Annotated in this window: 30 protein-coding genes; 16 read left to right on the top strand and 14 right to left on the bottom strand. The window is 59.7% G+C overall.

Features of this window, described 5'->3' with window-relative positions; genetic code table 11:
• Nucleotides 1-33 precede the first annotated feature (33 nt).
• The 3 genes from ACIROY_RS13615 to ACIROY_RS13605 all read left to right on the top strand — a co-directional run bounded on the left by ACIROY_RS13615 (nt 34) and on the right by ACIROY_RS13605 (nt 2,751).
• Nucleotides 34-399 carry a hypothetical protein gene (locus ACIROY_RS13615; RefSeq protein WP_402279632.1) on the top strand — a complete coding sequence of 122 codons (366 nt, stop codon included), beginning with the start codon at nt 34-36 and terminating at the stop codon, nt 397-399.
• Nucleotides 400-532: 133 nt separating this feature from the next.
• On the top strand, nt 533-2,035 hold the full coding sequence (locus tag ACIROY_RS13610; RefSeq protein ID WP_402342032.1) for a diguanylate cyclase domain-containing protein: 1,503 nt from the start codon (nt 533-535) through the stop codon (nt 2,033-2,035).
• Nucleotides 2,032-2,751: an alpha/beta hydrolase gene (locus ACIROY_RS13605; RefSeq protein ID WP_402341973.1), complete on the top strand. Its 720-nt coding sequence runs from the start codon at nt 2,032-2,034 to the stop codon at nt 2,749-2,751. The genes ACIROY_RS13610 and ACIROY_RS13605 overlap by 4 nt, the downstream gene beginning before the upstream one ends.
• On the opposite strand, the gene ACIROY_RS13600 is transcribed toward ACIROY_RS13605, so the two are convergent.
• The 7 genes from ACIROY_RS13600 to ACIROY_RS13570 all read right to left on the bottom strand — a co-directional run bounded on the left by ACIROY_RS13600 (nt 2,752) and on the right by ACIROY_RS13570 (nt 9,917).
• Nucleotides 2,752-3,270: a hypothetical protein gene (locus tag ACIROY_RS13600; protein ID WP_402341972.1), complete on the bottom strand. Its 519-nt coding sequence runs from the start codon at nt 3,268-3,270 to the stop codon at nt 2,752-2,754.
• A 164-nt stretch (nt 3,271-3,434) separates the two neighbouring features.
• A complete protein-coding gene (pssA, locus tag ACIROY_RS13595; RefSeq protein ID WP_116433167.1) occupies nt 3,435-4,301 on the bottom strand; it encodes a CDP-diacylglycerol--serine O-phosphatidyltransferase in 867 nt (288 codons plus the stop codon).
• Nucleotides 4,302-4,330: 29 nt separating this feature from the next.
• Entirely contained in the window at nt 4,331-4,972 is a 642-nt protein-coding gene (locus tag ACIROY_RS13590) for a phosphatidylserine decarboxylase (protein WP_402279624.1), read from the bottom strand.
• A gap of 355 nt (nt 4,973-5,327) precedes the next feature.
• On the bottom strand, nt 5,328-6,074 hold the full coding sequence (locus ACIROY_RS13585; protein ID WP_402279621.1) for an SIMPL domain-containing protein: 747 nt from the start codon (nt 6,072-6,074) through the stop codon (nt 5,328-5,330).
• 530 nt (nt 6,075-6,604) lie between these two features.
• Nucleotides 6,605-7,621, bottom strand: a complete 1,017-nt coding sequence (ilvC, locus tag ACIROY_RS13580) for a ketol-acid reductoisomerase (RefSeq protein WP_016832337.1) — start codon at nt 7,619-7,621, stop codon at nt 6,605-6,607.
• 86 nt (nt 7,622-7,707) lie between these two features.
• Complete coding sequence (gene ilvN, locus ACIROY_RS13575) at nt 7,708-8,199, bottom strand: acetolactate synthase small subunit (RefSeq protein ID WP_007882202.1); 492 nt, start codon at nt 8,197-8,199, stop codon at nt 7,708-7,710.
• On the bottom strand, nt 8,199-9,917 hold the full coding sequence (locus tag ACIROY_RS13570) for an acetolactate synthase 3 catalytic subunit (RefSeq protein WP_402279376.1): 1,719 nt from the start codon (nt 9,915-9,917) through the stop codon (nt 8,199-8,201). The genes ilvN and ACIROY_RS13570 overlap by 1 nt, the downstream gene beginning before the upstream one ends.
• 529 nt (nt 9,918-10,446) lie before the next feature.
• On the opposite strand from ACIROY_RS13570, the gene ACIROY_RS13565 reads away from it, so the two are divergent.
• The 5 genes from ACIROY_RS13565 to ACIROY_RS13545 all read left to right on the top strand — a co-directional run bounded on the left by ACIROY_RS13565 (nt 10,447) and on the right by ACIROY_RS13545 (nt 13,857).
• A complete protein-coding gene (locus ACIROY_RS13565; protein WP_402279374.1) occupies nt 10,447-11,016 on the top strand; it encodes an RNA polymerase sigma factor in 570 nt (189 codons plus the stop codon).
• Nucleotides 11,013-11,423 carry a DUF3619 family protein gene (locus ACIROY_RS13560; RefSeq protein WP_402279372.1) on the top strand — a complete coding sequence of 137 codons (411 nt, stop codon included), beginning with the start codon at nt 11,013-11,015 and terminating at the stop codon, nt 11,421-11,423. The genes ACIROY_RS13565 and ACIROY_RS13560 overlap by 4 nt, the downstream gene beginning before the upstream one ends.
• Nucleotides 11,424-11,447: 24 nt before the next feature.
• A complete protein-coding gene (locus ACIROY_RS13555) occupies nt 11,448-12,092 on the top strand; it encodes a DUF3106 domain-containing protein (RefSeq protein WP_402341970.1) in 645 nt (214 codons plus the stop codon).
• Nucleotides 12,093-12,348: 256 nt separating this feature from the next.
• Nucleotides 12,349-12,849 carry an RDD family protein gene (locus tag ACIROY_RS13550; protein WP_402279400.1) on the top strand — a complete coding sequence of 167 codons (501 nt, stop codon included), beginning with the start codon at nt 12,349-12,351 and terminating at the stop codon, nt 12,847-12,849.
• Nucleotides 12,850-12,924: 75 nt separating this feature from the next.
• Complete coding sequence (locus ACIROY_RS13545; protein ID WP_402279368.1) at nt 12,925-13,857, top strand: esterase/lipase family protein; 933 nt, start codon at nt 12,925-12,927, stop codon at nt 13,855-13,857.
• A 48-nt stretch (nt 13,858-13,905) separates the two neighbouring features.
• Here ACIROY_RS13545 and ACIROY_RS13540 read toward each other — a convergent pair whose 3' ends face one another.
• The gene (locus ACIROY_RS13540) at nt 13,906-14,229 is read right to left on the bottom strand and encodes a hypothetical protein (RefSeq protein ID WP_402279366.1); all 324 of its coding nucleotides are present in this window, start codon (nt 14,227-14,229) and stop codon (nt 13,906-13,908) included.
• 147 nt (nt 14,230-14,376) lie between these two features.
• Nucleotides 14,377-15,219 (bottom strand): ferritin-like domain-containing protein, encoded by an 843-nt coding sequence (locus ACIROY_RS13535; protein WP_402279398.1) that lies wholly within the window; start codon nt 15,217-15,219, stop codon nt 14,377-14,379.
• Between the two features lie 95 nt (nt 15,220-15,314).
• Between ACIROY_RS13535 and ACIROY_RS13530 the strand changes: the two genes are divergently transcribed.
• Both ACIROY_RS13530 and hslO read left to right on the top strand, forming a co-directional pair.
• Entirely contained in the window at nt 15,315-15,839 is a 525-nt protein-coding gene (locus tag ACIROY_RS13530; RefSeq protein WP_053198376.1) for a gamma carbonic anhydrase family protein, read from the top strand.
• Nucleotides 15,840-15,926: 87 nt separating this feature from the next.
• Complete coding sequence (gene hslO, locus ACIROY_RS13525) at nt 15,927-16,859, top strand: Hsp33 family molecular chaperone HslO (protein ID WP_402279363.1); 933 nt, start codon at nt 15,927-15,929, stop codon at nt 16,857-16,859.
• Between the two features lie 88 nt (nt 16,860-16,947).
• On the opposite strand, the gene ACIROY_RS13520 is transcribed toward hslO, so the two are convergent.
• Together ACIROY_RS13520 and ACIROY_RS13515 are read right to left on the bottom strand one after the other, a co-directional pair.
• Nucleotides 16,948-17,664, bottom strand: coding sequence for a pseudouridine synthase (locus tag ACIROY_RS13520; protein ID WP_402279361.1), 717 nt, complete (start codon nt 17,662-17,664; stop codon nt 16,948-16,950).
• Nucleotides 17,661-18,434, bottom strand: a complete 774-nt coding sequence (locus tag ACIROY_RS13515; RefSeq protein WP_402341969.1) for an RNA methyltransferase — start codon at nt 18,432-18,434, stop codon at nt 17,661-17,663. The genes ACIROY_RS13520 and ACIROY_RS13515 overlap by 4 nt, the downstream gene beginning before the upstream one ends.
• Before the next feature lie 207 nt (nt 18,435-18,641).
• On the opposite strand from ACIROY_RS13515, the gene ACIROY_RS13510 reads away from it, so the two are divergent.
• The 3 genes from ACIROY_RS13510 (at nt 18,642) to ACIROY_RS13500 (ending at nt 20,850) form a co-directional block, all read left to right on the top strand.
• A complete protein-coding gene (locus ACIROY_RS13510) occupies nt 18,642-19,439 on the top strand; it encodes an inositol monophosphatase family protein (RefSeq protein WP_029362996.1) in 798 nt (265 codons plus the stop codon).
• Nucleotides 19,440-19,591: 152 nt separating this feature from the next.
• A complete protein-coding gene (locus tag ACIROY_RS13505; protein ID WP_402279355.1) occupies nt 19,592-20,071 on the top strand; it encodes a VOC family protein in 480 nt (159 codons plus the stop codon).
• 20 nt (nt 20,072-20,091) lie between these two features.
• Entirely contained in the window at nt 20,092-20,850 is a 759-nt protein-coding gene (locus ACIROY_RS13500; protein WP_402342030.1) for an alpha/beta fold hydrolase, read from the top strand.
• Nucleotides 20,851-20,853: 3 nt separating this feature from the next.
• Here the strand turns inward: ACIROY_RS13500 and ACIROY_RS13495 are convergent, their stop codons facing one another.
• Nucleotides 20,854-21,285 (bottom strand): winged helix-turn-helix transcriptional regulator, encoded by a 432-nt coding sequence (locus tag ACIROY_RS13495; protein ID WP_402341967.1) that lies wholly within the window; start codon nt 21,283-21,285, stop codon nt 20,854-20,856.
• A gap of 79 nt (nt 21,286-21,364) precedes the next feature.
• Between ACIROY_RS13495 and ACIROY_RS13490 the strand changes: the two genes are divergently transcribed.
• The 3 genes from ACIROY_RS13490 (at nt 21,365) to ACIROY_RS13480 (ending at nt 23,833) form a co-directional block, all read left to right on the top strand.
• The gene (locus tag ACIROY_RS13490) at nt 21,365-21,682 is read left to right on the top strand and encodes a multidrug efflux SMR transporter (RefSeq protein ID WP_029362995.1); all 318 of its coding nucleotides are present in this window, start codon (nt 21,365-21,367) and stop codon (nt 21,680-21,682) included.
• Nucleotides 21,683-21,887: 205 nt separating this feature from the next.
• On the top strand, nt 21,888-23,312 hold the full coding sequence (locus ACIROY_RS13485; protein ID WP_402341965.1) for a DEAD/DEAH box helicase: 1,425 nt from the start codon (nt 21,888-21,890) through the stop codon (nt 23,310-23,312).
• A 41-nt stretch (nt 23,313-23,353) separates the two neighbouring features.
• On the top strand, nt 23,354-23,833 hold the full coding sequence (locus ACIROY_RS13480) for a GNAT family N-acetyltransferase (RefSeq protein WP_402341964.1): 480 nt from the start codon (nt 23,354-23,356) through the stop codon (nt 23,831-23,833).
• A 49-nt stretch (nt 23,834-23,882) separates the two neighbouring features.
• On the opposite strand, the gene ACIROY_RS13475 is transcribed toward ACIROY_RS13480, so the two are convergent.
• Together ACIROY_RS13475 and ACIROY_RS13470 are read right to left on the bottom strand one after the other, a co-directional pair.
• Nucleotides 23,883-25,022, bottom strand: a complete 1,140-nt coding sequence (locus ACIROY_RS13475; RefSeq protein ID WP_402279346.1) for a betaine/proline/choline family ABC transporter ATP-binding protein — start codon at nt 25,020-25,022, stop codon at nt 23,883-23,885.
• On the bottom strand, nt 25,019-25,669 hold the full coding sequence (locus tag ACIROY_RS13470) for an ABC transporter permease (RefSeq protein ID WP_402279343.1): 651 nt from the start codon (nt 25,667-25,669) through the stop codon (nt 25,019-25,021). Before ACIROY_RS13470 ends, ACIROY_RS13475 begins: the two co-directional genes overlap by 4 nt.
• Between the last annotated feature and the right edge of the window lie 6 nt (nt 25,670-25,675).

Below are 25,675 nucleotides of genomic sequence, written 5' to 3'. Positions count from 1 at the left end.
ACTATCCCTACGCCAACCAACAGGGAAAACATCATGCGCACAACCGACAGCCCTCAGACCGCCCCGACCCGGATCCAGCTCAGCGCCGGCCAAAGCTATTACTTGTGGAGCCGCCGCGATGCCGTGCTGGTGGTGGAAGCCGGCAGCATCCGCCTGCGCGAGTCGCCCGAATGGCTGTCCGACGCCGTGCTGAGGACCCTGTCGACCGTGCACGAAGGTCAGCACTACCAGATTGAGCGCGGCGGCTGGACTTGCCTGCATGCAACACGAACGGCTGAAGTGTTGCATTACGCCAGTGCGCCGACGCGTTACTTTTCGCTGGAATCCCTGGTTCGCCTGGCGACGGCGCCGGCCCGTCGTTTGCGCAACATGGCGGCGCAATTGCTGGCGCCGCGGTAGGAATTGCACGCGTCAAGCTGCTTAGTAAAATTGCATAATTTTCATCAAAAAATCTGCAAATTGACCTTGAAGGATGTGGGTGCATTGCATTAAAGGCATTACACTTATGCGTCACCCACCTTTCTTCACCGTTATGCAGAATCAAAGCAGCCCCCTCGACAATGCCGCCACCGACGGCGTCGGGTTTGTCAATGCGGAGATGTTTGAGCTGGCTCCCGTCTCCATGTGGCTGGAAGATTTCAGCGGCGTCAAGGATCTGCTCGATGCCTGGCGCGAAGCCGGCGTCACCGATTTGCGCAGCTACCTGCAAGCAGACTTGTCGCGCGTCCATGAATGCACCTTGAACATCCGCGTCCTGCAAGTGAACAGCAAGACGCTGCAATTGTTCGAGGCCGACAATCTCGATCATCTGATCGCCAACCTCGGCAAGGTATTCCGCGACGACATGCTGCACACGCATATCGAAGAGCTGCTGCAGGTATGGGAAGGCAAGCACGAATTCTCCAGCCACAGCGTCAACTACACGCTGTCCGGCAAGCGCCTCGACATCCAGCTGAATGCACGTATCCTGCCCGGCTACGAAGACAGCTGGGGGCGCGTGCTGCTGGCGGTGGAAAACGTCACCGAACGCGAAACTGCAAGGCGCAAGCTCACGCACAGCGAAGACTATGCTCGCGGGCTGTTCGAGTATTCGCCGATCTCGCTGTGGGTGGAAGATTTCAGCGCGGTCAAGCGCCTGTTCGGCGACCTGCGCCAGATCGGCATCAAGGATTTCCGCGTGTTCACCGATGTGCATCCGGAGTTCGTCGAACGCTGCATGCAGGAGATCCGCGTCATCGACGTCAACCAGCAGACGCTGACGATGTTTCACGCGCCGGACAAGCAGACCTTGCTGTCGCGCCTGAGCGAAGTGTTCCGCGACGACATGCGGCCGCATTTCAACGAGCAGCTGGGAGAACTGTGGCACGGCAATCTGTTCCACCAGCGCGAAGTGGTGAATTACTCGCTCAATGGGGACCAGTTGCACGTGCATCTGCAATTCTCGGTATTCCCCGGCCACGAAGAGAACTGGGACCTGGTGCTGGTCGCGCTGACCGACATCACTGCTCGCAAGAAGGCCGAAGCCTATCTCGAATTCCTCGGCAAGCACGACGAACTGACCAAGCTGCACAATCGCGCCTTCATGGTCGATGAAATGAATCGCCTGGAGCGCAAGGGACCGTTCCCGGTCAGTATCATCATGGCCGACCTCAACGGTCTCAAGGAAGTCAACGATCAGCTCGGTCACGCAGCCGGCGACGCCCTGCTGCGCCGTATCGGCGAAGTGCTCGGCAAGGCGGCCGACCGGCCGGTGCATGCGGCGCGCATCGGCGGCGACGAGTTCGCCATCCTGATGCCGGCCACCGACGAACGCGGCGCCGTCGCCATGATGGAAAACATCCAGAGCCTGATCGACATCAACAACCAGTATTACTCCGGCTCGCCGCTGAGCCTGTCGATGGGCAGCGCCACCAGCCAGCACGGCGAACGCCTGGAAGCCACGGTGCAACGCGCGGACGCGCTGATGTACGAAGACAAGCGTTCTTATTACGCCAAGACGCCGGGCAACGAACGGCGGCAAAATTCGCCTGAATGAACGAACGGCGCTTTGAACTGAACGTTGACGATGAGACCATCGTCGGCGACGTTCTCGGCACGGCGAATGCGCCGGGCGTACTGTTCCTGCATGGCGCCGGACAAAGCCATCGCCAACGCCAGCGCCCGCTGCGGGAAGACCTCGCGGCGCAGGGCCTTGGCAGCGTCGCCTTCGATTTTTCCGGTCATGGCGACAGCAGCGCCAGTACCCCCGGCTCGCTGAAAAAACGCCTGCATCAGGCCGGGCAGGTACGGCAGCATGTCGATCCCCAACACCATATCCACACCGTCGTCGGCACCAGCATGAGCGGCGAGATCGCCATTCGCCTGGCCTGCAGCGGAGCCAGCGGTATTGATCACGTGGTCCTGATGGTCGGTGCGATTTATGACCGAGCCGCCTTTGCCTTGCCATTCGGCCCAGAGTTCTCCGCCGCGATACGGCGGCCCGCCAGCTGGCGGGATGCGAAAACGCTGGAATTGATCCGCAGCTATCGCGGCGGCCTGACGATCATCCGCGCACTCGACGACGCGGTGATACCGCACGACGTTGCGGACCTGTTGATGGATGCAGCGCAGTCGGTGCGTTTCCGAAGACTGATCGACCTGCCCGGCATGGACCACCGCCTCAGCGAAAAAATCGCGCAGGACGGCGGGCTGCGACGACGCATCGCCACCGCCATCAGCGCGGACAAGCTGGAAAATCCGGAAGGAAAATAATCAGGCGCTGGTCGATACCAGCGTGCCGACGGCGCCTGACGCGAACGAGTCGTTAGCCGCGACAGCCGACAAGCCCGGATCGCTGCGCAGCGCCGCAGCGAATTGCGGCGAGATGCCGCTGGTCGGCGTGAACACGCCGCTGCCGTTGTAGACGCCATCCACTGCCGGTTCACTCTGCTCCGGCTGCTGGACGTCGTTGCCGGGAAAAGCTGCGGATGCCGAGTTGGCCGCTTGAGAGGATTGCCGTTCTTGCGGTACCCGTTCTTGCCGAACTACTTGCGGCGACGGTCTTTGCGTCGGCGCGCTTGCAAAAGAGATTTCACGCAACAAGCCGGCCGCCGTATACGTTACTGATCCGGCCGGCGCGCCGCTGATGCTGACAACCACCGATCCGGCATTGGTCAATGCCACCGCAGTACTGATCGCCGCCGGGCTCAGGCCGAGATCGATCACCGGCGTGCTGCCTCCATAGGCAGCCGGAACGCTGGCGGTAAACGAACTGTTGATTGCAATGGCCATGAAGGTCCTCGACGGGGGTATCAGCCTCTCCGTTTCAGCTTAGCAGCAATGTGGACGATTTTCGATGCAACAGTGACAACCCGGTCGACTCTGCAGCGCGTGACGAAAAAAAACCGCCGGGCTTTCGCTGCGGCGGTTTTGATCGGTTTCAGTTGCCCTGAAAACTACTTCTCTTCGTGTTCTGTCTGCACGATGCTGACGGGCTTGCCCTTGATCTTGCGCCAGGCATAGACGATATAGCCTGACAGGCCATAAAGGACGAACAGACCGAACAACACCTTGGACGGATCGCTGGAGATCACCACCAGAAGCACCACCACCAGCAGGGCCGCGATGAACGGCACCGGCTTGCGGAAATTGATGTCCTTGAAACTGTAGAACGGCACGTTGGTCACCATCGTGATGCCGGCATACAAGGTGATGATCCACGCCGCCCAGCTCAGGTCGGTGCCGGCGAAACGCAGGTCGTCCATCAGCCAGACGAAGCCGGCCACCAGCGCCGCAGCGGCAGGACTTGGCAACCCCTGGAAGTAACGCTTGTCGACCACCGCGATGTTGGTGTTGAAGCGCGCCAGGCGCAAGGCACCGCCGGCGCAATACACAAACGCCGCCAGCCAGCCCAGCTTGCCCATGCCGCGCAGGGACCACTCATACACTACCAGCGCCGGCGCCGCGCCGAACGACACCATGTCGGACAGGCTGTCGTACTGGGCGCCGAATTCGCTTTGCGTATTCGTCATGCGCGCCACACGGCCGTCCAGGCTATCCAGCACCATGGCGACGAAAATCGCGATGGAGGCATGGTCGAACTTCAGGTTCATCGCCATCACGATGGCGTAGAAGCCGCAAAACAGCGCCGCCGTCGTAAAGGCATTCGGCAGCAGGTAGATACCGCGCGAGCGCCGTGGACGCACGATGGGCGCACCGTCGACGTCTTCCAGCTGGGCCGGATACATCGGCGCCTTATGGCTGCGCAAGGATTTCGGAAACGGAATCGCGCCCTTGTTTTTGCGTCTGCGGAAAGTTGCCATAGGAAGTCAGTCCAATATGCGTCGGGTGATCAGAATTCAGCCAGGATGGTTTCCGTAGCCGAGACTTTTTCGCCGACGCTCACTTTGGGGGTTGCCGTCAACGGCAGGTACACGTCAACGCGCGAGCCGAAACGGATGAAGCCGTAACGCTGGCCGCGCGCCAGCACGTCGCCGGCTTTGACGTAGCACAGGATGCGGCGCGCAATCAGGCCGGCCACTTGCACGCACGTCACGCTTTGGCCGTTGGCCGTAGTGATCGCCAGTGCATTGCGTTCGTTTTCCAGCGAAGCCTTGTCGAGGTCGGCATTGACGAACTTGCCGGGGAAATACTGCACGGTCTCAATCTTGCCATCCACCGGGGCACGGTTGGAATGCACGTTGAACACGTTCATGAACACGCTGATTTTCAGCGCTTCGCGATTGGTGTAAGGATCGTGGGCTTTGGCGACCACAACGATGCGGCCATCGGCAGGCGACAGCACGGCGTTGGGATTCTGCGGAATGGTGCGCGGCGGATCGCGGAAGAATTGCAGTACGAACAAGGCGATGATCCAGAAAGGAATCGACCATGCTCCACCGATCAGGGTGACGACAACGGCGACGACAACGGCAATGCCCAGAAAAGGCCAGCCTTCGCGGGCAATAATAGGATGTGGATAGTGATTATTCAACGTTGCTCCGATAGTCGCTGATAGTTTTCAAAATGTTAAAGCGTGCTTATTCTAGACGAGCGCCTAAGAAATGTAACGCACCGCGAGTCAAATCGACGGATATTTACCCGTAGACAGCGAATGACAGCCAGAGATTCCGGCCGGAGGAAAACGGAGGGACCTGGTGGCCTGATAAAGCCATTCTTCTTCTGATGAGTGACTATTTTATCGCGATTAGCACGATTGACGCGAACAATGGCGTGGGTGGCGGACAGGACAAGGAGAACAGTCATGGCGCTGCGGCATGCTGGTGCACCGGCGCGCCGCAGCGTATCGGGCGACCTGCACGGCACGCCGCCCGATGGCATTCATTCAATTACTTGAACCGCACCTTCCCGACCAGATGCATGCCGATGGTAGTGTCACCCGGTTCAAAGCTCGGCTCGGCGACGGCTTCCTGCGCCGGCGCATCGGCCATCGCGCGCATCATCATCGCCTTGGGGGCCGCTGCGTTCTGGGCGTAGTTGCCGGAGCCTTCGAAATCCACCGTTTCCACCACTACGTCACTGCTACGGCGGCCCATCGCGCCGGCAATCGATGCAATGCGTTCATTGAGATTCTTGAAGGTGGCATTGATGAGATCTGCATCCAGTTTCTTGGTTGCGGCAGGGCTCAGTCCGAATTGCAGATTGTTGAGTCCCAGGATGCCCTGTGCTGCTGCCACGGTACGCGGCAGGCCTTCCAGATTGGTGGTTGTGACGTCAAGGTACTGCCCCACACGCCAGCCGACAATGGGGCGCGGCTTGTTGCTCGGGCGCGGATCTTCGGCGTAGACCGCGTAGGTGTAATAGCCGCGTGTCTTGAGCTGCGCCTGCGGGTCTTGCCGCTTCACGATGTCGATGCCCTGCTTCATCTTCTTGTTGACGCGCGACGCAGCGGCGGCCTTGTCCTTGTCCTGCTCTTCCACGTTCAGGGTGGCGCGGGCCTCATCGTTGGGCACGACGAGTTCGCCCGAAGCAGGGATGACCACCATGGTGCCGGTGGTTTGAGCTGATTGCGCATGTGCCGCCATCGTGGCTGTGGCAAGTACGGCGGCGAATAATAGTTGGCTTGAGCGCGACATGAATATCTCCAGAAATAAAACGGATTAATGAGTTTCGCACTGCCCTGCGCATGAAAGCCCGAAAGAAGCAGTAACGAAGACTGGCGTTGGACGCCTTGCAAGACGCTTAGTTCTTCGGAGGAACAATGCAATTGTGACAAGATGCAAGCGTTGCAACATCTTTGTTGCTGCAGATCGCGGAAAATAAAAAAGGACGCCGGAGCGTCCTTTTCGTCATCGATAGAAAGCGATTAGTTCTTCGACTGATCCACCAGTTTGTTGGCCTTGATCCAAGGCAGGCTGGACGGGGTTTCGCAAAGCAATGCTTTGCGCCGTCCTGCCCAGGGCACGCATGCTTGCGTGTCCTGAGATGATGCCCACGATCGCGGTCCGTGGTCGTGTTAGTTCTTCGACTGGTCCACCAGTTTGTTAGCCTTGATCCAAGGCAGGCTGGACGGGGTTTCGCAAAGCAATGCTTTGCGCCGTCCTGCCCAGGGCACGCATGCTTGCGTGTCCTGAGATGATGCCCACGATCGCGGTCCGTGGTCGTATTAGTTCTTCGACTGATCCACCAGTTTGTTGGCCTTGATCCACGGCATCATCGCGCGCAGCTTCTCGCCGACGATTTCGATCTGATGCTCAGCGTTGATGCGACGGCGCGACAGCAAGGTCGGTGCGCCGGCCTTGTTTTCCAGAATGAAGCTCTTGGCGTATTCGCCGGTCTGGATGTCGTTGAGCACTTGCTTCATGACCTTCTTGCTCTCTTCGTTGATGATGCGCGGGCCGGTGACGTATTCGCCGTATTCCGCATTGTTCGAGATCGAGTAGTTCATGTTGGCGATGCCGCCTTCGTAGATCAGGTCGACGATCAGCTTCAGTTCGTGCAGGCATTCGAAGTACGCCATTTCAGGCGCGTAGCCGGCTTCCACCAGCGTTTCGAAACCGGCCTTGATCAGTTCAACAGCGCCGCCGCACAGAACCGCTTGTTCGCCGAACAGGTCGGTTTCGGTTTCTTCGCGGAAGTTGGTTTCGATGATGCCGGCACGGCCGCCGCCGTTGGCGGTAGCGTACGACAGCGCGACGTCACGGGCAGTACCGGACTTGTCTTGATAGACCGCGATCAGGTGCGGCACGCCGCCACCTTGGGTGTAGGTCGAACGCACGGTGTGGCCTGGCGCCTTTGGTGCGATCATGATGATGTCCAGATCGGCGCGCGGCACGACTTGACCGTAATGGATGTTGAAGCCGTGGGCGAAGGCGACTGTCGCGCCTTGCTTGGCGTGCGGTGCGACGTTTTCTGCATAGACCTGGCCGATGTTTTCATCCGGCAGCAGGATCATGATGACGTCGGCGCCCTTGACCGCTTCGTTGACTTCGGCAACGTTCAGGCCGGCGTTCTTGGCCTTGTTCCACGATGCGCCATCCTTGCGCAATGCAACGGTGACTTTGCAGCCGGAGTCATTCAGATTTTGCGCGTGCGCGTGGCCTTGCGAACCGTAACCGATGATGGTCACGTTCTTGTTCTTGATCAGGGACAGGTCTGCGTCTTTGTCGTAAAAAACTTTCATGATTTTTCCTATTAACTAATTTTTAAAATATTCAATACTGAATTAAGTACAGAGAGAGCGATAGAACTACCAGCGATGGTCGTGCATCAGACCTTGAGGATCCGTTCGCCGCGGCCGATGCCGGAGCCGCCGGTACGAACAGTCTCAAGAATCGCCGCACGGTCGATCGAGTCGATAAACGCGTCCAGCTTGCCTTTGTTGCCTGTCAATTCGATGGTGTAGGTTTTTTCAGTGACATCGATGATGCGGCCGCGGAAGATGTCCGCAGTGCGCTTCATTTCTTCACGTTCCTTGCCCACGGCACGTACCTTGATCAGCATCAGTTCGCGCTCGATATGCGCGCCTTCAGTCAGATCCACGACCTTCACCACCTCGATCAGGCGGTTCAGGTGTTTGGTGATTTGTTCAATCACGTCGTCCGAGCCGCTGGTCACGATGGTCATGCGCGACAAAGTGGCGTCTTCGGTAGGTGCAACAGTCAGGGTTTCGATGTTATAGCCGCGCGCGGAGAACAGCCCAACCACACGGGACAGAGCGCCGGCTTCGTTTTCCAGCAGTACAGAAACAATATGGCGCATTACAGATCCTCCGAACCCAAGAGCATTTCAGTCAAACCCTTACCTGCCTTGACCATCGGCCAGACGTTTTCGGTTTGATCCGTAATGAAGTTCATGAAGACCAGCTTGTCTTTCATGCTGAACGCTTCCCTGAGCGCACCGTCCACATCGCCCGGCTTTTCGATCTTCATGCCGACGTGGCCATAGGACTCAGCCAGCTTGGTGAAGTCGGGCAAGGAATCCATGTAGGACTCGGAGTAGCGCGAACCGTAATCGATTTGCTGCCACTGGCGAACCATGCCGAGGAAACGGTTGTTCAGCAGAATGATTTTCGGCGTCAGGTGATATTGCTTGCAGGTCGCGAGTTCCTGGATGCACATCTGGATCGACGCTTCGCCTGTGATACAGGCGACGGTCGCGTCCGGATTGGCTTTCTGCACGCCCATGGCGTACGGCAAGCCGACACCCATGGTGCCGAGACCGCCTGAATTGATCCAGCGGCGCGGCTTGTCAAAACCGTAGTACTGCGCGGCCCACATCTGATGCTGGCCGACGTCGGAGGTGATGAAGGCGTCGCCCTTGGTGATTTCCCAGACATTCTTGACGACTGCCTGCGGCTTGATGAACTCGTCCGAGGTTGCGAACTTCAGGCAGTCGCGCTCGCGCCACTTGTTGATCTGCTTCCACCAGTTGGCCAGCGCAGGCGCATTCGGCTTGGTTTCGGCGGCGTCCAGCTGGGCCAGCAATTCCTGCAGCACATCCTTGACGTTGCCGACGATAGGAATGTCGACCTTGACGCGCTTGGAAATCGACGAAGGATCGATGTCGATATGGATGATTTTGCGTGCGTTGGAGGCGAAGTGTTTTGGATTGCCGATCACGCGGTCGTCGAAGCGCGCGCCGATGGCGATCATCACATCGCTGTGCTGCATCGCCATGTTGGCTTCGTAGGTCCCGTGCATGCCCGGCATGCCGACGAACTTGTCGCTGGTCGAGCGATAAGCGCCCAGGCCCATCAGCGTGTTGGTACAAGGGAAGCCGAGACGATCCACCAGCTTGTTGAGCTCGGGAGCGGCATTCGCGAGAATCACGCCGCCGCCGGTGTAGATCATCGGACGCTCTGCCGTCAGCAACAGTTGCAGCGCCTTGCGGATCTGACCGGAGTGGCCCTTGTCGACTGGCTTGTACGAACGCATCTCGACGGTTTTCGGATACTCGTAGGCACAGGTGTGCATCGAGATATCCTTCGGGATATCGACCAGCACGGGGCCTGGACGGCCGGTGGTGGCGATATAGAAAGCTTTTTTCATCGTTGCCGCCAGGTCCTTCACATCCTTCACGAGGAAGTTGTGCTTGACGCAGGGACGCGTGATGCCGACGGTGTCGCATTCCTGGAAGGCGTCCTGACCGATGGCGGTCGACGGCACCTGGCCGGAAATCACGATCATCGGGATCGAATCCATGTACGCGGTCGCCAGGCCGGTCACCGCATTGGTCACGCCGGGACCGGAGGTCACGATGCAAACGCCGACTTTTTCGGAGCTGCGCGAATAGGCATCCGCTGCATGCACCGCAGCCTGCTCGTGGCGTACCAGGATATGTTGGAATTTGTCTTGCTTGAAGATAGCGTCGTAAATATAAAGCACGGCGCCACCAGGATAGCCGAAGACGTGCTCAACGCCCTCTTCAGCCAGGCAACGGACGAGTATCTCCGCACCGGTGAGGTTTTCTGCACTCATTACTACTTCCTTTCAAGGTCCATTGGAGATTGATCGGATGTTCTCTCCTGGCGAAATCGCACTGATCGACCTGCGTCCTTCGGCATCCCTTCTTTGTGCGGTCACGTCATTTCTGCGCCCCAACCGTAGTGAGGTTCAAAATGCCGCTCAGCGCGACTCGTTCAGCCTTGGTGCAAGTACACCGTTACGAATTTCTCGCGCTTGTGGCGCGGGTTAGAACAAACAGCTTTTAAATAAAGCGCGTCTTTGACAATCGCTACATTATGCGTAACCACGGTAAAGACCATAGAACTTCATGTTGATGAAGCGGACTGACACGTTAATGCGTCGCATCATTTTGGTCAAGCTAATTTAGTGCGGCAGCCCGCAAAACCGCCCTGTAATTGTGCTTTTCCGATAAACACCACCACAAACAAGGGCTTTTTTGCTAGCATGCGCTCTGTTACAAATCCGTACACTCCTCCAACATACCCGTTGGAATTGCATTCGATTCATCTATTCCCGGCTGCACATCGACAAGCCGTATTGCATGGCAACTGACAAAGAACTCTCCGATTTTCTCGAAAATGTCGAACGCCGCGCCTTCAAGCAGGCGGTTTACGCCGTGCGAAAAGATGAAGCGGCGCTCGACATTGTCCAGGATGCGATGATCAAGCTGGCCGAGAAGTACGGCGACAAGCCGGCCAACGAACTTCCCTTGCTGTTCCAGCGCATCCTGCAAAACACCATCCATGATTTTTTCCGCCGGGAAAAAGTCCGCACCACCTGGGTCAGCCTGTTTTCCAGCATCGGCCGCGACAGCGAGAACCAGGAAGACTTCGACCTGCTCGAAAGCTACGAAGCTGAAGAAGGCACTCAGGCTTCGGAGTCCAGCGCAGACAAGGTTGAACGTGAACAAACGCTCGCCTTGATCGACGCCGAAGTACAAAAACTTCCAACCCGTCAACGGGAAGCCTTCCTCATGCGTTACTGGCAAGACATGGATGTCGCCGAGACAGCTGCCGCGATGGGATGCTCAGAGGGCAGCGTCAAAACTCATTGCTCTCGCGCAACACACGCCCTGGCTCAAGCTCTCAGGGCCAAAGGAATCACTTTATGAACAACAAAGAACTACAATTTGCTTACCGGGTAAAGCGCGCTCTGGACGCCAATCTGGAACACCTGCCCGAATCGACCACGCAAAGCCTTGCGGAAGCGCGTCGCGTTGCGCTTGCCCGCAAGAAAACCACCGCTCCGGTTCGTGCCGTGGCGCCGCAATTTGCACTGGCAGGCGCGTTGGGCGGCAACTTCACGCCTTCGTCGTCGTTCTCCTGGCTGGGTCGCCTTGGCGTCGCCATCCCGTTGCTGGCCGGTGTGATGCTGTTTGCCGGCCTGTATGAACACGAGCACAAACAGCGTATCAGCGCCCTGGCTGAAATCGATGCTGGCGTGCTGTCGGATGAACTGCCGCTGTCGGCTTATCTCGATCACGGTTTCAACGCCTATCTGGCGCAGCAAGGCGAATAATTGATGGCAGGCATCCGGACTTCCATGAGCACCACAGCACGCAACATGTTGAGCTTTACCGTTGCCGCAGTCGTCGCACTGGCCGGCCTGTCCGTCCTGACGTGCAAAGCAGTGCATGCACAAGGTCCGAACTCCACGGCGGCAACCCAGCAGCCGGCATCGGCGCCGACCACGCCGTCCAAGATCGCCAAGAAACCCGATTCCAAGCCGACCTGGAGCGAGCTGACGCCCGCTCAGCAGCAGGCGCTCGCGCCGCTGGCCGGCGAGTGGAAGAAGATGGAATTCAACAGCAAGGAAAAATGGCTGGTCATCGGCAACAAGTTCGCCGCCATGAGCCCTGCCGAACAGGAACGCCTGCAGGAACGCATGCGCGACTGGGTCAAGCTGACGCCGGTGCAGCGCCGTTCGGTGCGTGAAAGCTACACCCGCGCCAAGAAGCTGGATGCCGACAAGAAGTCCGCCCAGTGGAAGGAATACCAGCAGTTGTCGGACGAACAAAAGAAGAAACTGTCGCAAGCCAAGCTGCCCAAGCACGTCGCTGCGCTGCCGCCGACTCAGGCCAAGGCTGCGCCGACCATCCAGCTGCCTCCTGAGGCACTGGAGCAGACTCTGGTGCCGCCGCCGACAGTTGTTACACCGACAGCGGCGACACCGACCGAGATCAAGTAAAGCCGCCAGGGCCGACGCCTCCCAGAAAGACCAGGAAAACAAAAACGCCATGTCCGCGCATACACGCCGACATGGCGTTTTTGCATGACGCCGGCGTGTTCAGTTTACGCTCCCGTTTGCGCCTGATTCCCCTCCAGTTCGCGTATCATGCTTCCCGGCGCATCCAAGCCTCTGCGCCACGCCGACCAAAGAATACTTGCCCACACCAAGAAAAGAGACCGCCTTGAGCTCCCCATTGACGCCCGCAACCGCACCCATCACCACCTTGCCCACGCCCTCCCTGCGCCGCCGCCTGTTCAGCATGGTGTACGAATCCATGCTGCTGTTCGGCGTGGTGTTCATCTCGACCTTGATATTCTCGACCGTCCTCGAACAGCGCCACGCGCTTTATCTGCGCCATGCGCTGGAAAGCTGGCTGTTCGTCATCCTCGGCCTGTACTTCATCTGGTTCTGGAACCGCGGCGGCCAGACGCTGGCGATGAAGACCTGGCGCATCCGCCTGACCCGCGCCGACGGCGCACCGGTCAACGCATGGCGCGCGCTGCTGCGCTTCCTGCTCAGCTGGCTGTGGTTCCTGCCGGGATTGGCGCTGGCATGGGTGCTGGGCGCCAAGGGTTGGATGCTGATATGGATTCCCGCCGTCAATGTCGTGGTCTGGGCCGCATTGATCTACGCCGATCCGCAACGCCAGTTCTTACACGATCGTCTGGCTGGCACCCGGATCGTGGACCTGAATCCACCAAAAAAGAAACAATAAGCTGCGCTGCAATAAAACGGTCATGCAATCCTGTTACGCTAGTCGTTTCGCCCACAATCAAGAGGCCGTCACTGCATGATCGCCCGCATTGCCCGAACCCTGCTGCTGACCCAATTCGGCGTCGCCGCCCTGTTCTACCTCCTGCTCGTCAAGCTGCATGTCACCAACGTTCCGCTCGCCATCGTCCTCAGCCTGGCGATGGTCGGGCTGTTCCGCGCCTCGATCACGGCCAACAGCTTCTTCCTGACCTGGCCCAACCGCGCCAAATCGGCGCACACGCCTGAACTGAGCTGGCCCGGCATTTTCCGGCTGTTTGCCGGCGAATACTGCGCGACCATGCTGTGCTCTTCCTGGGGCATGCCGTTCCAGCGTTTCGACAAGCGCATCTACACCGACACTACCTCATTGCCGGTGCTGCTGATCCATGGCTACGGCTGCAACAGCGGCTACTGGCACTGGATGAGCAAGGCCCTGGAAGAAGCCCACATCACGCATTACGCGGTCGACATGGAGCCCGTCTTCGGCAGCATCGACGGCTACGCACCGCTGGTCCATGAAGCGGTGCAACGGCTGGTAACCGAAAGCGGCCAGGACAAGATCGTCATCGTCGCTCACAGCATGGGCGGCCTGGCGGCACGCGCATACCTGCGCGACCACGGCTGCGCCAATATCGCTAAAGTCATCACGCTGGGAACGCCGCATCACGGCACCACCATTGCCAACTTCGGCATTGGCATCAACTGCGGCGAAATGAACTGGCTCGGCCGCGCCGAAGAAGGCACCAGCAGCGAGTGGCTGCAAAAACTCGCCGCCACCGAAGAACCGGCCACGCGCGCCGTCATCCTGTCGCTCTATTCGCATCACGACAATATCGTCTCGCCGCAAATCTCCTCGCACTTGCCCGGCGCTGAAAACGTCGCCATCAGCGGCATCGGCCATGTCGCACTGGCGCTGGACCCGACCATCCAGGCGCGTGTCGTCGCAGAAATCCACAAGGCGGGGATATAAAAAAACCCGCATGGCGACATGCGGGTTTCCGGTGCTGCAAGCGGCAAATTACTTCTGCGCTTCTTTTGCCGTGTCCTGGATTTTCTGGCCTGCGGCTTCCATCTTTTCGCCGGCTTTCTGCGTCAGGTCCTTGGCGCCGTCTTTCATGTCGCCGACGGCCTTGTCCAGCTTCTGGCTGGCTTCAGCCGCCTTCTCTTGCGCCTTGTCCGCCACCACTGCGGCCTGATCGCCGGCGTTCTTCACCGCGCTGTCGATCTGTTTGCCCATGGTTTCCGCCGGTCCTGGCGTTTCCTCTTTCTTCTGGCAGGCGGAGATCGCCAGTCCTACCGCGCCTATAGCCAACGCAGCACCGATCACTTTGATCAATTTCATAGCATCCTCTCACAAGAAAACAGCGGAACAGTTCCGAAAAAACATCCTGCCGCACGATAGCATGATGAACAAACCATGCGGTATCCAAAACGTAAAAACGGTAATAATTCCCCGTCAAAATAACAAGATTTCCAAGCAGCCTTCGTCTTACATCAAGGCCAGCTCCGCCTCGGTAAATCCTGCTGCGCGACGCGCTTCCATGTTGAACGGCCCGCGCATTACCGGTGCCTTGAATTCGACCGTCAAGTGCGCGAACGTCGCAATCGGATCCAGTCCGCGCTGCTCGCACAGCCAGCCGTACCAGCGATTGCCGATGGCCACGTGGCCGATTTCGTCGCGCATGATGATGTCGAGGATGGCCGCCGCGGCGTGATCGCCGGCTTGCGCCAGTTTGTTGCGCACCGGCGGTGCGGCGTCGAGTCCGCGCGCTTCCATGGTCCGCGGCACCAGTGCGATGCGGGCAAGGATGTCGTCTTTGGTTTTCTCGGCCATATCCCACAGGCTGTTATGCGCGGTGAAATCGCCGTAGGCGCAACCGAGCACCTGCAAATGCGCCTCCAGCAAGGAGAAGTGATAGGCCTCTTCGTCGGCCACCTTGAGCCAGTCGACGTAGAACGCCTCCGGCATGTCCGGAAAACGCCAGATCACGTCGAGCGCGAGATTGATGGCGTTGAATTCGATATGCGCCAGCGCATGGATCATCGCGGCACGTCCCTCTTCCGTACGCATCGAACGCGACTTCACCAGTAGCGGCGACACCAGCTCCGGATGCGCCGGCCGTCCCGGCACCGCGGCATCGGTCGACAAGGCAGCGCCCCGGTCCAACGCCAGTGCGCCGGCATGCCAGGCCTGCGACATGGCGCGCACGCCGGCCGCCTTGGCGGCGCTGTCGGTATGCACCAGCCAATGCAGCGCGGCGCGACGCAGTTCGGTCGCGGCGGAAAACTTGTTTTCAGGAAAATCGGGGTTCGGCGATGGATTCACGTTGATTTATGACAGCAGCGGTAAAATGGCGGGTTGATGGAACACAGTTTGTCCCAATATGGATGTCTGTGTCCCCGAATAACCGAGGAGACAATTTTATTATGGCAATTTACAAGTTGGAAGAAAACACGCCGGAAATCGCGGAAACCGCCTGGGTGGCCGAGTCGGCCGTCGTGGTCGGCAAGGTCAAGCTCGAAGAACACGCCAGCGTGTGGTTCAACGTGAGCATCCGCGGCGACAATGAATTGATCACCATCGGCGAGAACAGCAACGTCCAGGAAGGCGCAGTATTGCACACCGACGTCGGCTATCCGATGCACATCGGCAAGAACGTGACGGTCGGCCACCAGGCCATGCTGCACGGCTGCACCATCGGCGAAGGTGCCCTGATCGGCATCCAGGCCATCGTGCTCAACGGCGCCAAGATCGGCAAGAACAGTCTGGTCGGCGCCGGCGCGCTGGTCACCGAAGGCAAGGAATTCCCGGAAAATTCGCTGATCATCGGTTCGCCGGCCAAGGCCGTGCGCACCCTGAGCGAAGAAGATATCGCCCGCATGCGCGCCGGCACCGACAGTTATGTCGAACGCGCGCAATTGTTCAAAACCAGTCTCAAGCGCATCGCCTGAAGCGCTATCGAAGCAAGGCAACAACGCAACTGCACGATGCGGCTTTGCGCCGCTTCTTGTGAGTTTGTGAGCAACAAGAAAGAAACAATGAAAGATACGCTGCAAAAATTCATGGTGGAAAACGCTCCGGTTCGTGGAGAACTGGTAGAGATTTCGTCGACCTGGCAACAGGTGTTGGCGCGTCGCGACTATCCGGTTGCGGTCAAGGCGTTGCTCGGCCAGATGCTGTCGGCGGCCGCGCTGCTGACGGCCAACCTCAAATTCAACGGCATGGTCGTCATGCAGATCCACGGCGACGGCCCGGTCCGCCTGCTGGTGGTTGAATGCGACTCCGAGCTGCGCCTGCGCGCCACCGCCAAGCTGGTGGAAGACGCTGAAGTGGCCGACGACGCCACCCTGACCCAGCTGGTCAACGCCAACGGCGAAGGCCGTTTCGCCATCACGCTCGATCCCAAGGACAAGATGCCGGGCCAACAGGCTTATCAAGGCATCGTGCCGCTGGATGGCGACACTGTAGCCACCGTCATCGAAAACTACATGCTGCGTTCCGAGCAGCTCGACACCAAGTTGTGGCTCGCCGCCGACGACAAGGTAGCGCGCGGCCTGCTGCTGCAAAAGCTGCCGAACCACGGCGGCAAGGACGTCGGCAAAGCCGCACCGGAGGAAGAACTGGAAACCTGGAATCGCCTGTCGATGCTGGGCAATACGCTGCGTGCGGAAGAACTGCTGAGCACCGACATCGAGACGCTGATGCATCGCCTGTTCTGGGAAGAAACCATCCGCGTCTTCGATCCTGCGCATCCGGAATTCCATTGCACCTGCTCGCGCGAGAAGGTCGGCAACATGCTCAAGATGCTCGGCCAGGCTGAAGTCGAAGATGCGCTTTCCACTCAGGAAAAGCTCAGCGTCGATTGTGATTTCTGCGGATTGCACTACGAGTTCGACGCAGTCGATTGCGCGCAGATCTTCCGTGCCGAAACACCGGCGGATGCAGTGCCGCAGACTGATACACGCCACTAATTCTCACTGCTCTTGACGCAAAAAATGGCCGCCGCTGGATTCCAGCGGCGGCCATTTTTCTTTGAAAGATCGTTGAAGGACTAGCGCGTCAAGCCGGCACCAGCAAACCCAGCTGCTCTGCATCGAGATAACACCATTCGCCCTCTTCCAATTCCAGTGCATCCAGCTGCAAACCGCCGATGGCGGTCCGGCGCAAGGCGCTGCAATGGTTGCCGGCGGCCGCCAGCATGCGTTTGACCTGATGGTATTTCCCCTGCTCCAGCACGATCTCCAGCAAATGCGCATCAAGCTTGCGGCAAGTCACCGCCGCCAGCGGCGCCGGCTCGTCGTGCAGTTGCACGCCGCCCAGCAATTGCGCGATCAGCTCGTCCGTCACCGCATCGTGCGTAGTGGCCGCGTAGACTTTCGGCACATGGCGCTTGGGCGAAGATTGCGCATGGATGAAGGCGCCGTCGTCCGACATCAGCAACAAGCCGGTGGTGTCGTGATCGAGGCGACCAACCGGCTGCACGTCGCGCCACGAAAACTGTTCCGGCAAAATCGTCAGCACGCCCGGATGATGGCTGGGCTTGCGCGAGCATTCGAAATTGGCCGGCTTGTTCAGGGCGATGTAGACGTGTTCGCGATAGATCCATTCTTCGTCGAACAGCGTGAACGCCAGTCCTTCGGTATCGGGGGCAAAACGGTAGTCGTCGACGACTTCGCCGTTGATGGCGACTTCGCCGTCTTCGATCAGCGAACGGCAATATTTGCGCGATCCGAAACCTTGCGACTGGAGGATGCGATCCAGGGTCAACTTGCTCATTGCTTGGGCTTTCTGTCTTGTTTGGGCGTCAGTATCTGGCGGGCGATGCCGCGCAGGATATTCACCTCTTCGGTTTCCAGCTGCGTGCGCGCAAACAGGCGTTTGAGGCGAGGCATCAATTTTTTGGGACTGTCGGGCTTGAGGAACTCAATCGCCACCAGCGCCTCTTCGAGATGGCGGAACATGCCCTCGATCTCCGCCACGCCGGCCATCTCGCCCTGGAAGCCGATATCGGTGGCTTGCTTGCGGTCGCCCAGTTCGGCCATGCGGCATTCGTAGGCCAGCACCTGCACCGCCTGCGCCAGGTTGAGCGAAGAATAATCGGGATTGGCCGGAATGTTGATCAGCACATTGCATTGCTGCACCAACTCGTTGGGCAGGCCGAAACGCTCGTTGCCGAAAATGAGCGCAGCGTTCAGTCCGACGTCGCCGGCAATCTGCTCGGCAATCGCACGCGGCGACACCACCGGCGGCGAAAACTCGCGCAGGCGCGCGCTGATGGCGGCGGCAAAATTGCAATCCTGCAACGCCTCCTCGATGCTGCTCACGATGCGTGCGCCGGACAGCACATCCTGCGCGCCGCTGGCGAAGGCCACGGCGGCCTCTTCCTCAACCGCATTGGGAAAGCGCGGATTGACCAGCACCAGCTCGCCGAAACCCATGGTCTTGATGGCGCGGGCAGCCGCGCCGATATTGCCTGGACTGCTGGTTTCCACCAACACGAAACGCAGGCGCTTGAAAACAGAATTATCGATTTTGGGCGTGTTCATTTAAAATAGCGGTATTCGCACGTCAGGAAAACATCGTAAGCCGGCCTGTAAGGGATCAAAACGATCCAAAACACGCCGGGCAATGCCGATTTGATGACAAACCGGCAATTTTCGGACAGTGCATCGCTCATTAATTTCATAGTTGTGCAAATTTCCGCCGGGTAGCGAACCGGGCGGCGAAGACGCCATTTTAACGGAACCCTCAGGATGCTTATCCCCCCAATGCTCAATACGGCCATCAAGGCCGCTCGCCGCGGTGCTGCCGTCATCAATCGCGCGTCGTTCGACGTGTCGCTGCTCAAGGTCACCAAGAAGCAACACAACGACTTCGTCACTGAAGTCGACAAGGCGGCGGAAGACGCCATCATTGAGGTCCTGAAGACCGCGTATCCCGACCACGCCATCCTGGCGGAAGAGTCCGGACCATCGGCCAACCTGCACGACGAAAATGAAAACGTCTGGATCATCGATCCACTCGACGGCACCACCAACTTCATTCACGGCTTCCCGCAATACTGCGTCTCGATCGCGCTGCAACAGCGTGGCCAGATCACGCAAGCAGTGGTCTACGACCCTACCCGCAACGACCTGTTCACCGCTTCCAAAGGCGCCGGCGCCTACCTGAACGAAAAGCGCATCCGCGTCAGCAAGCGCGACAAGATCGCTGACGGCCTGATCGGCACCGGTTTCCCGTTCCGCGACATGGACGGCTTGAACGAATACATGAAGATGTTCAAGATCATGACCGAAAGCTGCGCCGGCCTGCGCCGTCCGGGCGCTGCCGCGCTGGACCTGGCCTACGTCGCCGCCGGCCGCCTCGACGGTTTCTTCGAAAAGGGCCTGAAGCCTTGGGACATCGCCGCCGGCTCGCTGCTGGTGACCGAAGCCGGCGGCATCGTCGGCACCTTCAAGGGTGAAGCCGATTACCTGTACAAGGGCGACGTCCTGGCCGGCAATCCAAAGATTTTCTCGCAGCAAGTCAATTTGCTGTCTGAATTCGCATAAGATTCAGACTTCAGCTCCGCATCAGCATCAACCTCAGCAGCACGATCCGGTCGGAGAACCGGAGCAGTCACCAAGTCACGCCAGGGAGGCGATGTGAGTCAATTCAATTTGATTTGATCGGCACCGCTTCCCAGCCACCCAAGGAGACGAGCATGGCAGTCAATCCCATTCCTGAAGGCTACAGCAGCGTCACGCCTTATCTGATCGTCGCCGACACCGCCAGCGCCATCACGTTTTACGAGAAAGCCTTCGGCGCGACCGAAGTCATGCGTCTCGACGGCCCCCATAATAAAATCTGGCACGCCGAAATCCAGATCGGCAACGCCCGCATCATGCTCGCCGACGAGTTCATCGAAATGGGCATCCATTGCCCCAAGACGCTCGGCGGCGCCGGCGTCAGCATGCTGATTTACGTCGACGATGTCGATGCCGTGTTCACCCAGGCCATCGCCGCAGGCGCCGCCAAACTGCGCGCTGTGCAGGATCAGTTCTACGGCGACCGCTCGGGCATGCTGCGCGACCCCTACGGCCACATCTGGTCAATTGCCACACACAAGGAAGACCTGTCCAACGAAGAGATCCGCAGCCGCTCGCAGGCGCTGCTCCACAAGTGCAAACCCACCCAGGCCTGAGTCCTCTTTCCTTCCATCCCATGCCATTTGTCGTCAGCGCCGGACGGCGCATCCATTACGAAGTCAGCGGCCAGGGCCCTGACCTGTTCCTGCACCACGGTTTCACCAGCAGCTCGCAAGCCTGGCGCTTCTTCGGTTTTACCGAAGTATTGCAACAACACTACCGCGTCATTGCGCTCGATGCGCTGGGCCACGGCCTCAGCGACAAGCCGCACGAGTCGGACGCCTATACACTGCAGCAGCGCAGCGCCGATGTTGTTGCCGTACTCGACGATCTCGGCATCGACAAAGTGCATTACTGTGGTTACTCGCTCGGCGGCTGGGTCGGTTACGGCATGGTGCGCCACGCACGCGACCGCCTGCAATCGCTGACGTTGGGCGCGGCGCATCCGTATGCGGACACCAGTTGGGATGCCTTCAAGGGGCTCGACGGCACCGATGCCAACGCCTTCATCACGGCATTTGAAAGCGTGCTCAATGAGCGCATTTCACCCGAAGTAAAAATGCTGATCCGCGCCAACGACCTGCAGGCGCTGGCCGCCGCCGCGCAACAGCCGCGCGTCTCGATGGAAGAGTTGCTGCCGCTGATCGACCTGCCCTGCCTGATGTTTTGCGGCGACGCCGATGCGCGCCATGCGGCGGTCGAGCGCTGCGCCGGATTGTTGCCGCGCGCATGCTTCGTGTCGCTGCCCGGTGTGACGCATTTCGGCGGCCTGATGCAGAGCCAGCTGGTGTTGCCGCCGTTGCTGGAATTCCTCGCTGCACAAACGCGCAGCTGAGTTTTATTTGAGTTTGTGCACCAGCCGGCCGGCGACCTGTTCGTCGGTTTTTTCTTTGTCGAATTGCTCGCGCGCACGCTGCAAATCGGCGTGATGGCGTTCGGCCCAGTTGTCCAGCGCGATCAGCGTATCGCTGAGCGATTCCCCCAGCGGGCTCAGTTCGTATTCCACGTGCGGCGCCGCCGTCTCCAGGTTGCAACGTGTCACCAGACCATTGCGCTCCAGCTCCTTCAGAGTCTGCGTCAGCATCTTTTGCGAGATGCCCTCGATCTTGCGCAGCAGCGCGCTGTTGCGCATCGGTCCCGCCGCCAGCGCCGGGAAAATCAGCAAGGCCCACTTGCTGCCGACCAGTTCCAGCGCCTTGCGCGAAGGGCAGGCGAGACTGTAGATATCGGTTTGCGGTTCTTCGACTGGGAGTTTTTTTACCGGTTTCATGGTTACCAAAAAGTGCCTTCTTGTTGGGTCCGCCCTGCCTGCCTATGCTGAGCGCCTGTTCAATTCACGGAGAAAAATAATGGCCTGGGTATTCCTGTCATTGGCAAGTGTAGTGGAAATCATCATGGCGATCGCGCTCAAGTACGCAAACGGCTGGACCCGGCTCACGCCCAGCCTGATCGGCGTCGGCGCGGCCGCCTGCAGCGTGCTGTTCCTGACGTTGGCCATGCGCAGCCTGCCGGCCGGCACCGCCTATGCGATCTGGACAGGCACCGGCTCGGTCGGCGTCGCAGTGCTCGGCATTTACCTGTTCAACGACGCCCTGTCGCCGCTGCGCCTGCTGTGCATTGCGCTGATCATCGGCGGCACCATCGGCTTGCGCCTGCTGGACGCCTGACTCGCGGCAGCCAGAGGCGGCGTCGTGCGGCCTGTGCTGCACGACGCCTGCCAAGATTTATCCACGTCCCTTCCCCGCACCTGTTATACTGCGCCCCGTGCGGCACATTCTCCAGTCAAAGTCCGCTGTCCTCCCGACGTTTCAACCCGTTTGCCTGCGACTGGCGCCCACTGCGGCGACAGGCCGATATTTTTAAAATCCCACTATGTCATTCTCATCTCTCGGTCTTTCCGAGGAAATCGTTCGTGCCGTAACCGAACAAGGCTACACCACGCCCACGCCAATCCAGATGCAAGCCGTGCCTGCCGTACTCGGCGGCGGCGATCTGCTGGCCGGCGCACAAACCGGTACCGGCAAGACCGCCGGCTTCACTTTGCCGCTGCTGCAACGCCTGTCGTCCGTGGAACGCGTCAAGGTCAACGGCCATGTGCCGATCCGCGCGCTGATCCTGACTCCGACGCGTGAACTCGCGGCGCAGGTCGAAGAAAGTGTGCGCGTCTACGGCAAGTATCTGCCGCTGACTTCCGCCTGCATCTTCGGCGGCGTCGGCATCAACCCGCAAATCCGTCTGCTCAAGCAAGGCGTCGATATCCTGGTTGCCACGCCGGGCCGCCTGCTCGACCACATGCAGCAAAACACGGTCGACCTGAAGAGCGTGCAAGTCCTGATCCTGGACGAAGCCGATCGCATGCTGGACATGGGTTTCATCCGCGACATCAAGAAGATCCTCGCGGTCTTGCCGAAGAAGCGCCAGAACCTGCTGTTCTCAGCCACCTTCTCCGACGAGATCAAGGCACTGGCCGACGGCCTGCTGAACTCGCCTGCAATGATTGAAGTGGCGCGCCGCAACTCCACCGTGGAAGTGATCGGTCAAAAGATCCACCCGGTCGACCGCGACAAGAAACATCCGCTGCTGGCGCATCTGATCAAGACCAACCAGTGGAACCAGGTGCTGGTGTTCACGCGCACCAAGCACGGCGCCAACAAGCTGGTCGAACAGCTGGCCCGCGACGAGATCACCGCCATGGCGATCCACGGCAACAAGAGCCAGGCAGCGCGCACCCGCGCCCTGGCCGACTTCAAGGACGGCAAGCTGCAAGCACTGATCGCCACCGATATCGCTGCCCGCGGCATCGACATCGACCAGTTGCCGCACGTAGTCAACTATGACCTGCCGAACGTCTCCGAAGATTACGTCCACCGCATCGGCCGCACCGGCCGCGCCGGCGCCACCGGCTCCGCCGTGTCGCTGGTCTGCGTCGACGAACGCGACCTGCTGAACGACATCGAACGTTTCATCAAGCGTGAAATCCCGGTTGAAATCGTACCCGGCTTCGAACCCGATCCGAAGGCCAAGCCGCAACCGATCCAGTTGCGCAGCGAAGGCCATCGCGGCGGTGGCGGCGGCGGACGTCGCCCACAAGGTGGCGGCGGCGGTCGCAGCGCCAATGGCGGCGGTGGCGGCAATCGCTCCCAGCAACCGAAGACCGGCGGCCAGGGCCAGGCAGCAGCCAAGCCCCGTCAAGGCGGTCCGGCCAAACCGCAAGGTCCGGGCGCAGGTCCGGCGCAGAACCGCGGCCCTGCTGCGCGCCCTGCATCGACCCATCGCTCCGGCGGTCGCGGCAGGTAACATAGCCGTTTCCGATTGCATCTCGCAGAAAGGCATCCGAATTGATAACCGTCGTCAAAGCTGACCTCAACAATCCGCGACATGGCGTCGCTATCCTCGAGATGCTTGATGCGTATGCATCCGACCTGATGGGAGGCGGCGAAGGCATCAGCGATTTCGTCCGCGCCCATCTGATCGAGGAATTGCGCAAGCGTCCTGCGGTGCATGTGTTCCTGGCGTTCGACGGCGAGCAGGCTGCCGGCTTCGCCAATTGCATCGAAGGCTTTTCCAGCTTCGCCTGCAAGCCGCTGCTCAACATCCACGACTTCGCCGTGGCGCCCGCTTATCGCGGACGCGGCATTGCGAAGAAGTTGATGCAAGCGGTCGAGACCTGCGCACGCGAACTCGGTTGCTGCAAGATCACCTTGGAAGTCCTGGAAGGCAATACCGTGGCGCGTTCGCTCTACGCTGCCAGCGGTTTCGTCGGCTATGAACTGAATCCCACGACCGGCAAAGCGGTGTTCATGCACCGCTTGCTGTGACGTAAAAAAGCCCCGGAGATCCGGGGCTTTTTTATTGCCATTGCTTATCTCAAGCTGCCATCTTCTGGCCGCGCGATTTGCCCGAACTCAGGTAGTCGGCGATCGAATCCTGTGTCACTTCCCCGAGATATTTTCCCTCTGCGTCAATGACCGGCATCCAGCTGGCGCTGTGCTTGTACATCTTCGACAGCACCACGCGCAGGTTCTCATCCGGCGTTGCGTTGAGATTGAATGGCTTGACCTTGTCGCCGCTGACGCCGACCATGCCTGCGCTGCGGATGTCGCGCCGGCTGATGTAGCCGAGCGCACGGTTGTCGTTGTCGGTGATCGTCAGATAGCGTGCATCCTGATCATCCATCAAGCTCATCGCATCCTGCAGCGGCAAGCCGGGACGCGCGGTCGACGGCGTCGTCGCGGCATCGCCCGCGCGCACCAGCAGCAGGCGCTTGAGCGTATGGTCCTGGCCCACGAAGGCGCTGACGAAATCATCCTTGGGACGCGCCAGCAAGGTATCCGGATGATCGAACTGCACCAGCTTGCCGGCGCGGAAAATCGCCACCTGGTCACCCAGCTTGATGGCTTCGTCGATGTCGTGGCTGACCATGATCACGGTCTTCCTGAGCTGGCGTTGCATCTGGAAGAACTCGTTCTGGATCGATTCGCGGTTGATCGGATCGACCGCGCCGAACGGCTCGTCCATCAGCAGCACCGGCGCGTCGGCCGCCAGCGCGCGGATCACACCGATGCGCTGTTGCTGGCCACCCGACAGTTCGCGCGGATAGCGCTTGAGGAATTTCGCCGGATCCAGCGCCACCATCGCCATCAGTTCGGTCGCGCGCTCGCGGCAGCGTTTCTTGTCCCAACCCAGCAGGCGCGGCACGATGGTGATGTTTTCTTCAATCGTCATGTTGGGAAACAGGCCGATCTGCTGGATCACGTAACCGATGTGGCGGCGCAGGCTGACTTCGTCGATGCCGGTGGTGTCTTCGCCGTTGAGCAGTACGCGACCGGATGTCGGCGCGATCAGGCGATTGATCATTTTCAGCGTCGTGGTCTTGCCGCATCCGGACGGACCGAGGAAGACGCAGATCTCGCCTTCGGCCACCTTCAGGCTGACCGAGTCGACCGCCTTCACGGCCGTGCCGTCTTTTTGCGTATAGGTTTTGCTGAGTTGTTCGAGTTCAATCATTTTTGCAGTCCTTTCGGAGTCAGAATTCGTTGCAGGCCTTGCAGCAGCACGTCGGCGACGATCGCCAGCACGCTGATGAGCACGGCGCCCACCACCAGTTTTTGCATGTTGCTCTGACTGATCGCATGCAGGATCAGCACGCCCAGGCCGCCGGCGCCGATCACTGCGGCAATCGCCATCACGCCGATGTTCATCACCACCGCCGTGCGCACGCCGCCGAGGATCACCGGCAGCGCCAGCGGCAGATCAACCATGCGCAGGCGCTGCCAGAAGGTCATGCCGATACCGATGCCGGCTTCGCGGATGCCGCTGTCGATGTTGTCGAGCGCGAGGAAGGTGTTGCGCATGATCGGCAGCAGCGAGTACAGGAACACCGCCGTGATCGCCGGCAACGGCCCGATGCCGGCGCCGAATTGCGAGAACAGCGGAATCATCAGGCCGAACAATGCGATCGACGGCAAGGTCAACACCACCGTGGCGAGGCCGAGCAAGGGCGTGGCCAGCCAGCGATGCCGCGTGATCAGGATGCCCAGCGGCACGCCGATGACGATGGCCAAGCTGACGGCGACGCCGACCAGCCTGAGATGCTGCAGCGTCAGGTTGAGAATGTTGTGCCAGTCGCCGGCGAGGTAGTCGATCAGATTCATGGCCGG

This window comes from Herbaspirillum sp. NPDC101396 (genome assembly GCF_044767365.1).
In the GTDB taxonomy this organism is placed as follows: domain Bacteria; phylum Pseudomonadota; class Gammaproteobacteria; order Burkholderiales; family Burkholderiaceae_D; genus Herbaspirillum.
This window is presented reverse-complemented; position numbering and strand designations above follow the sequence as displayed.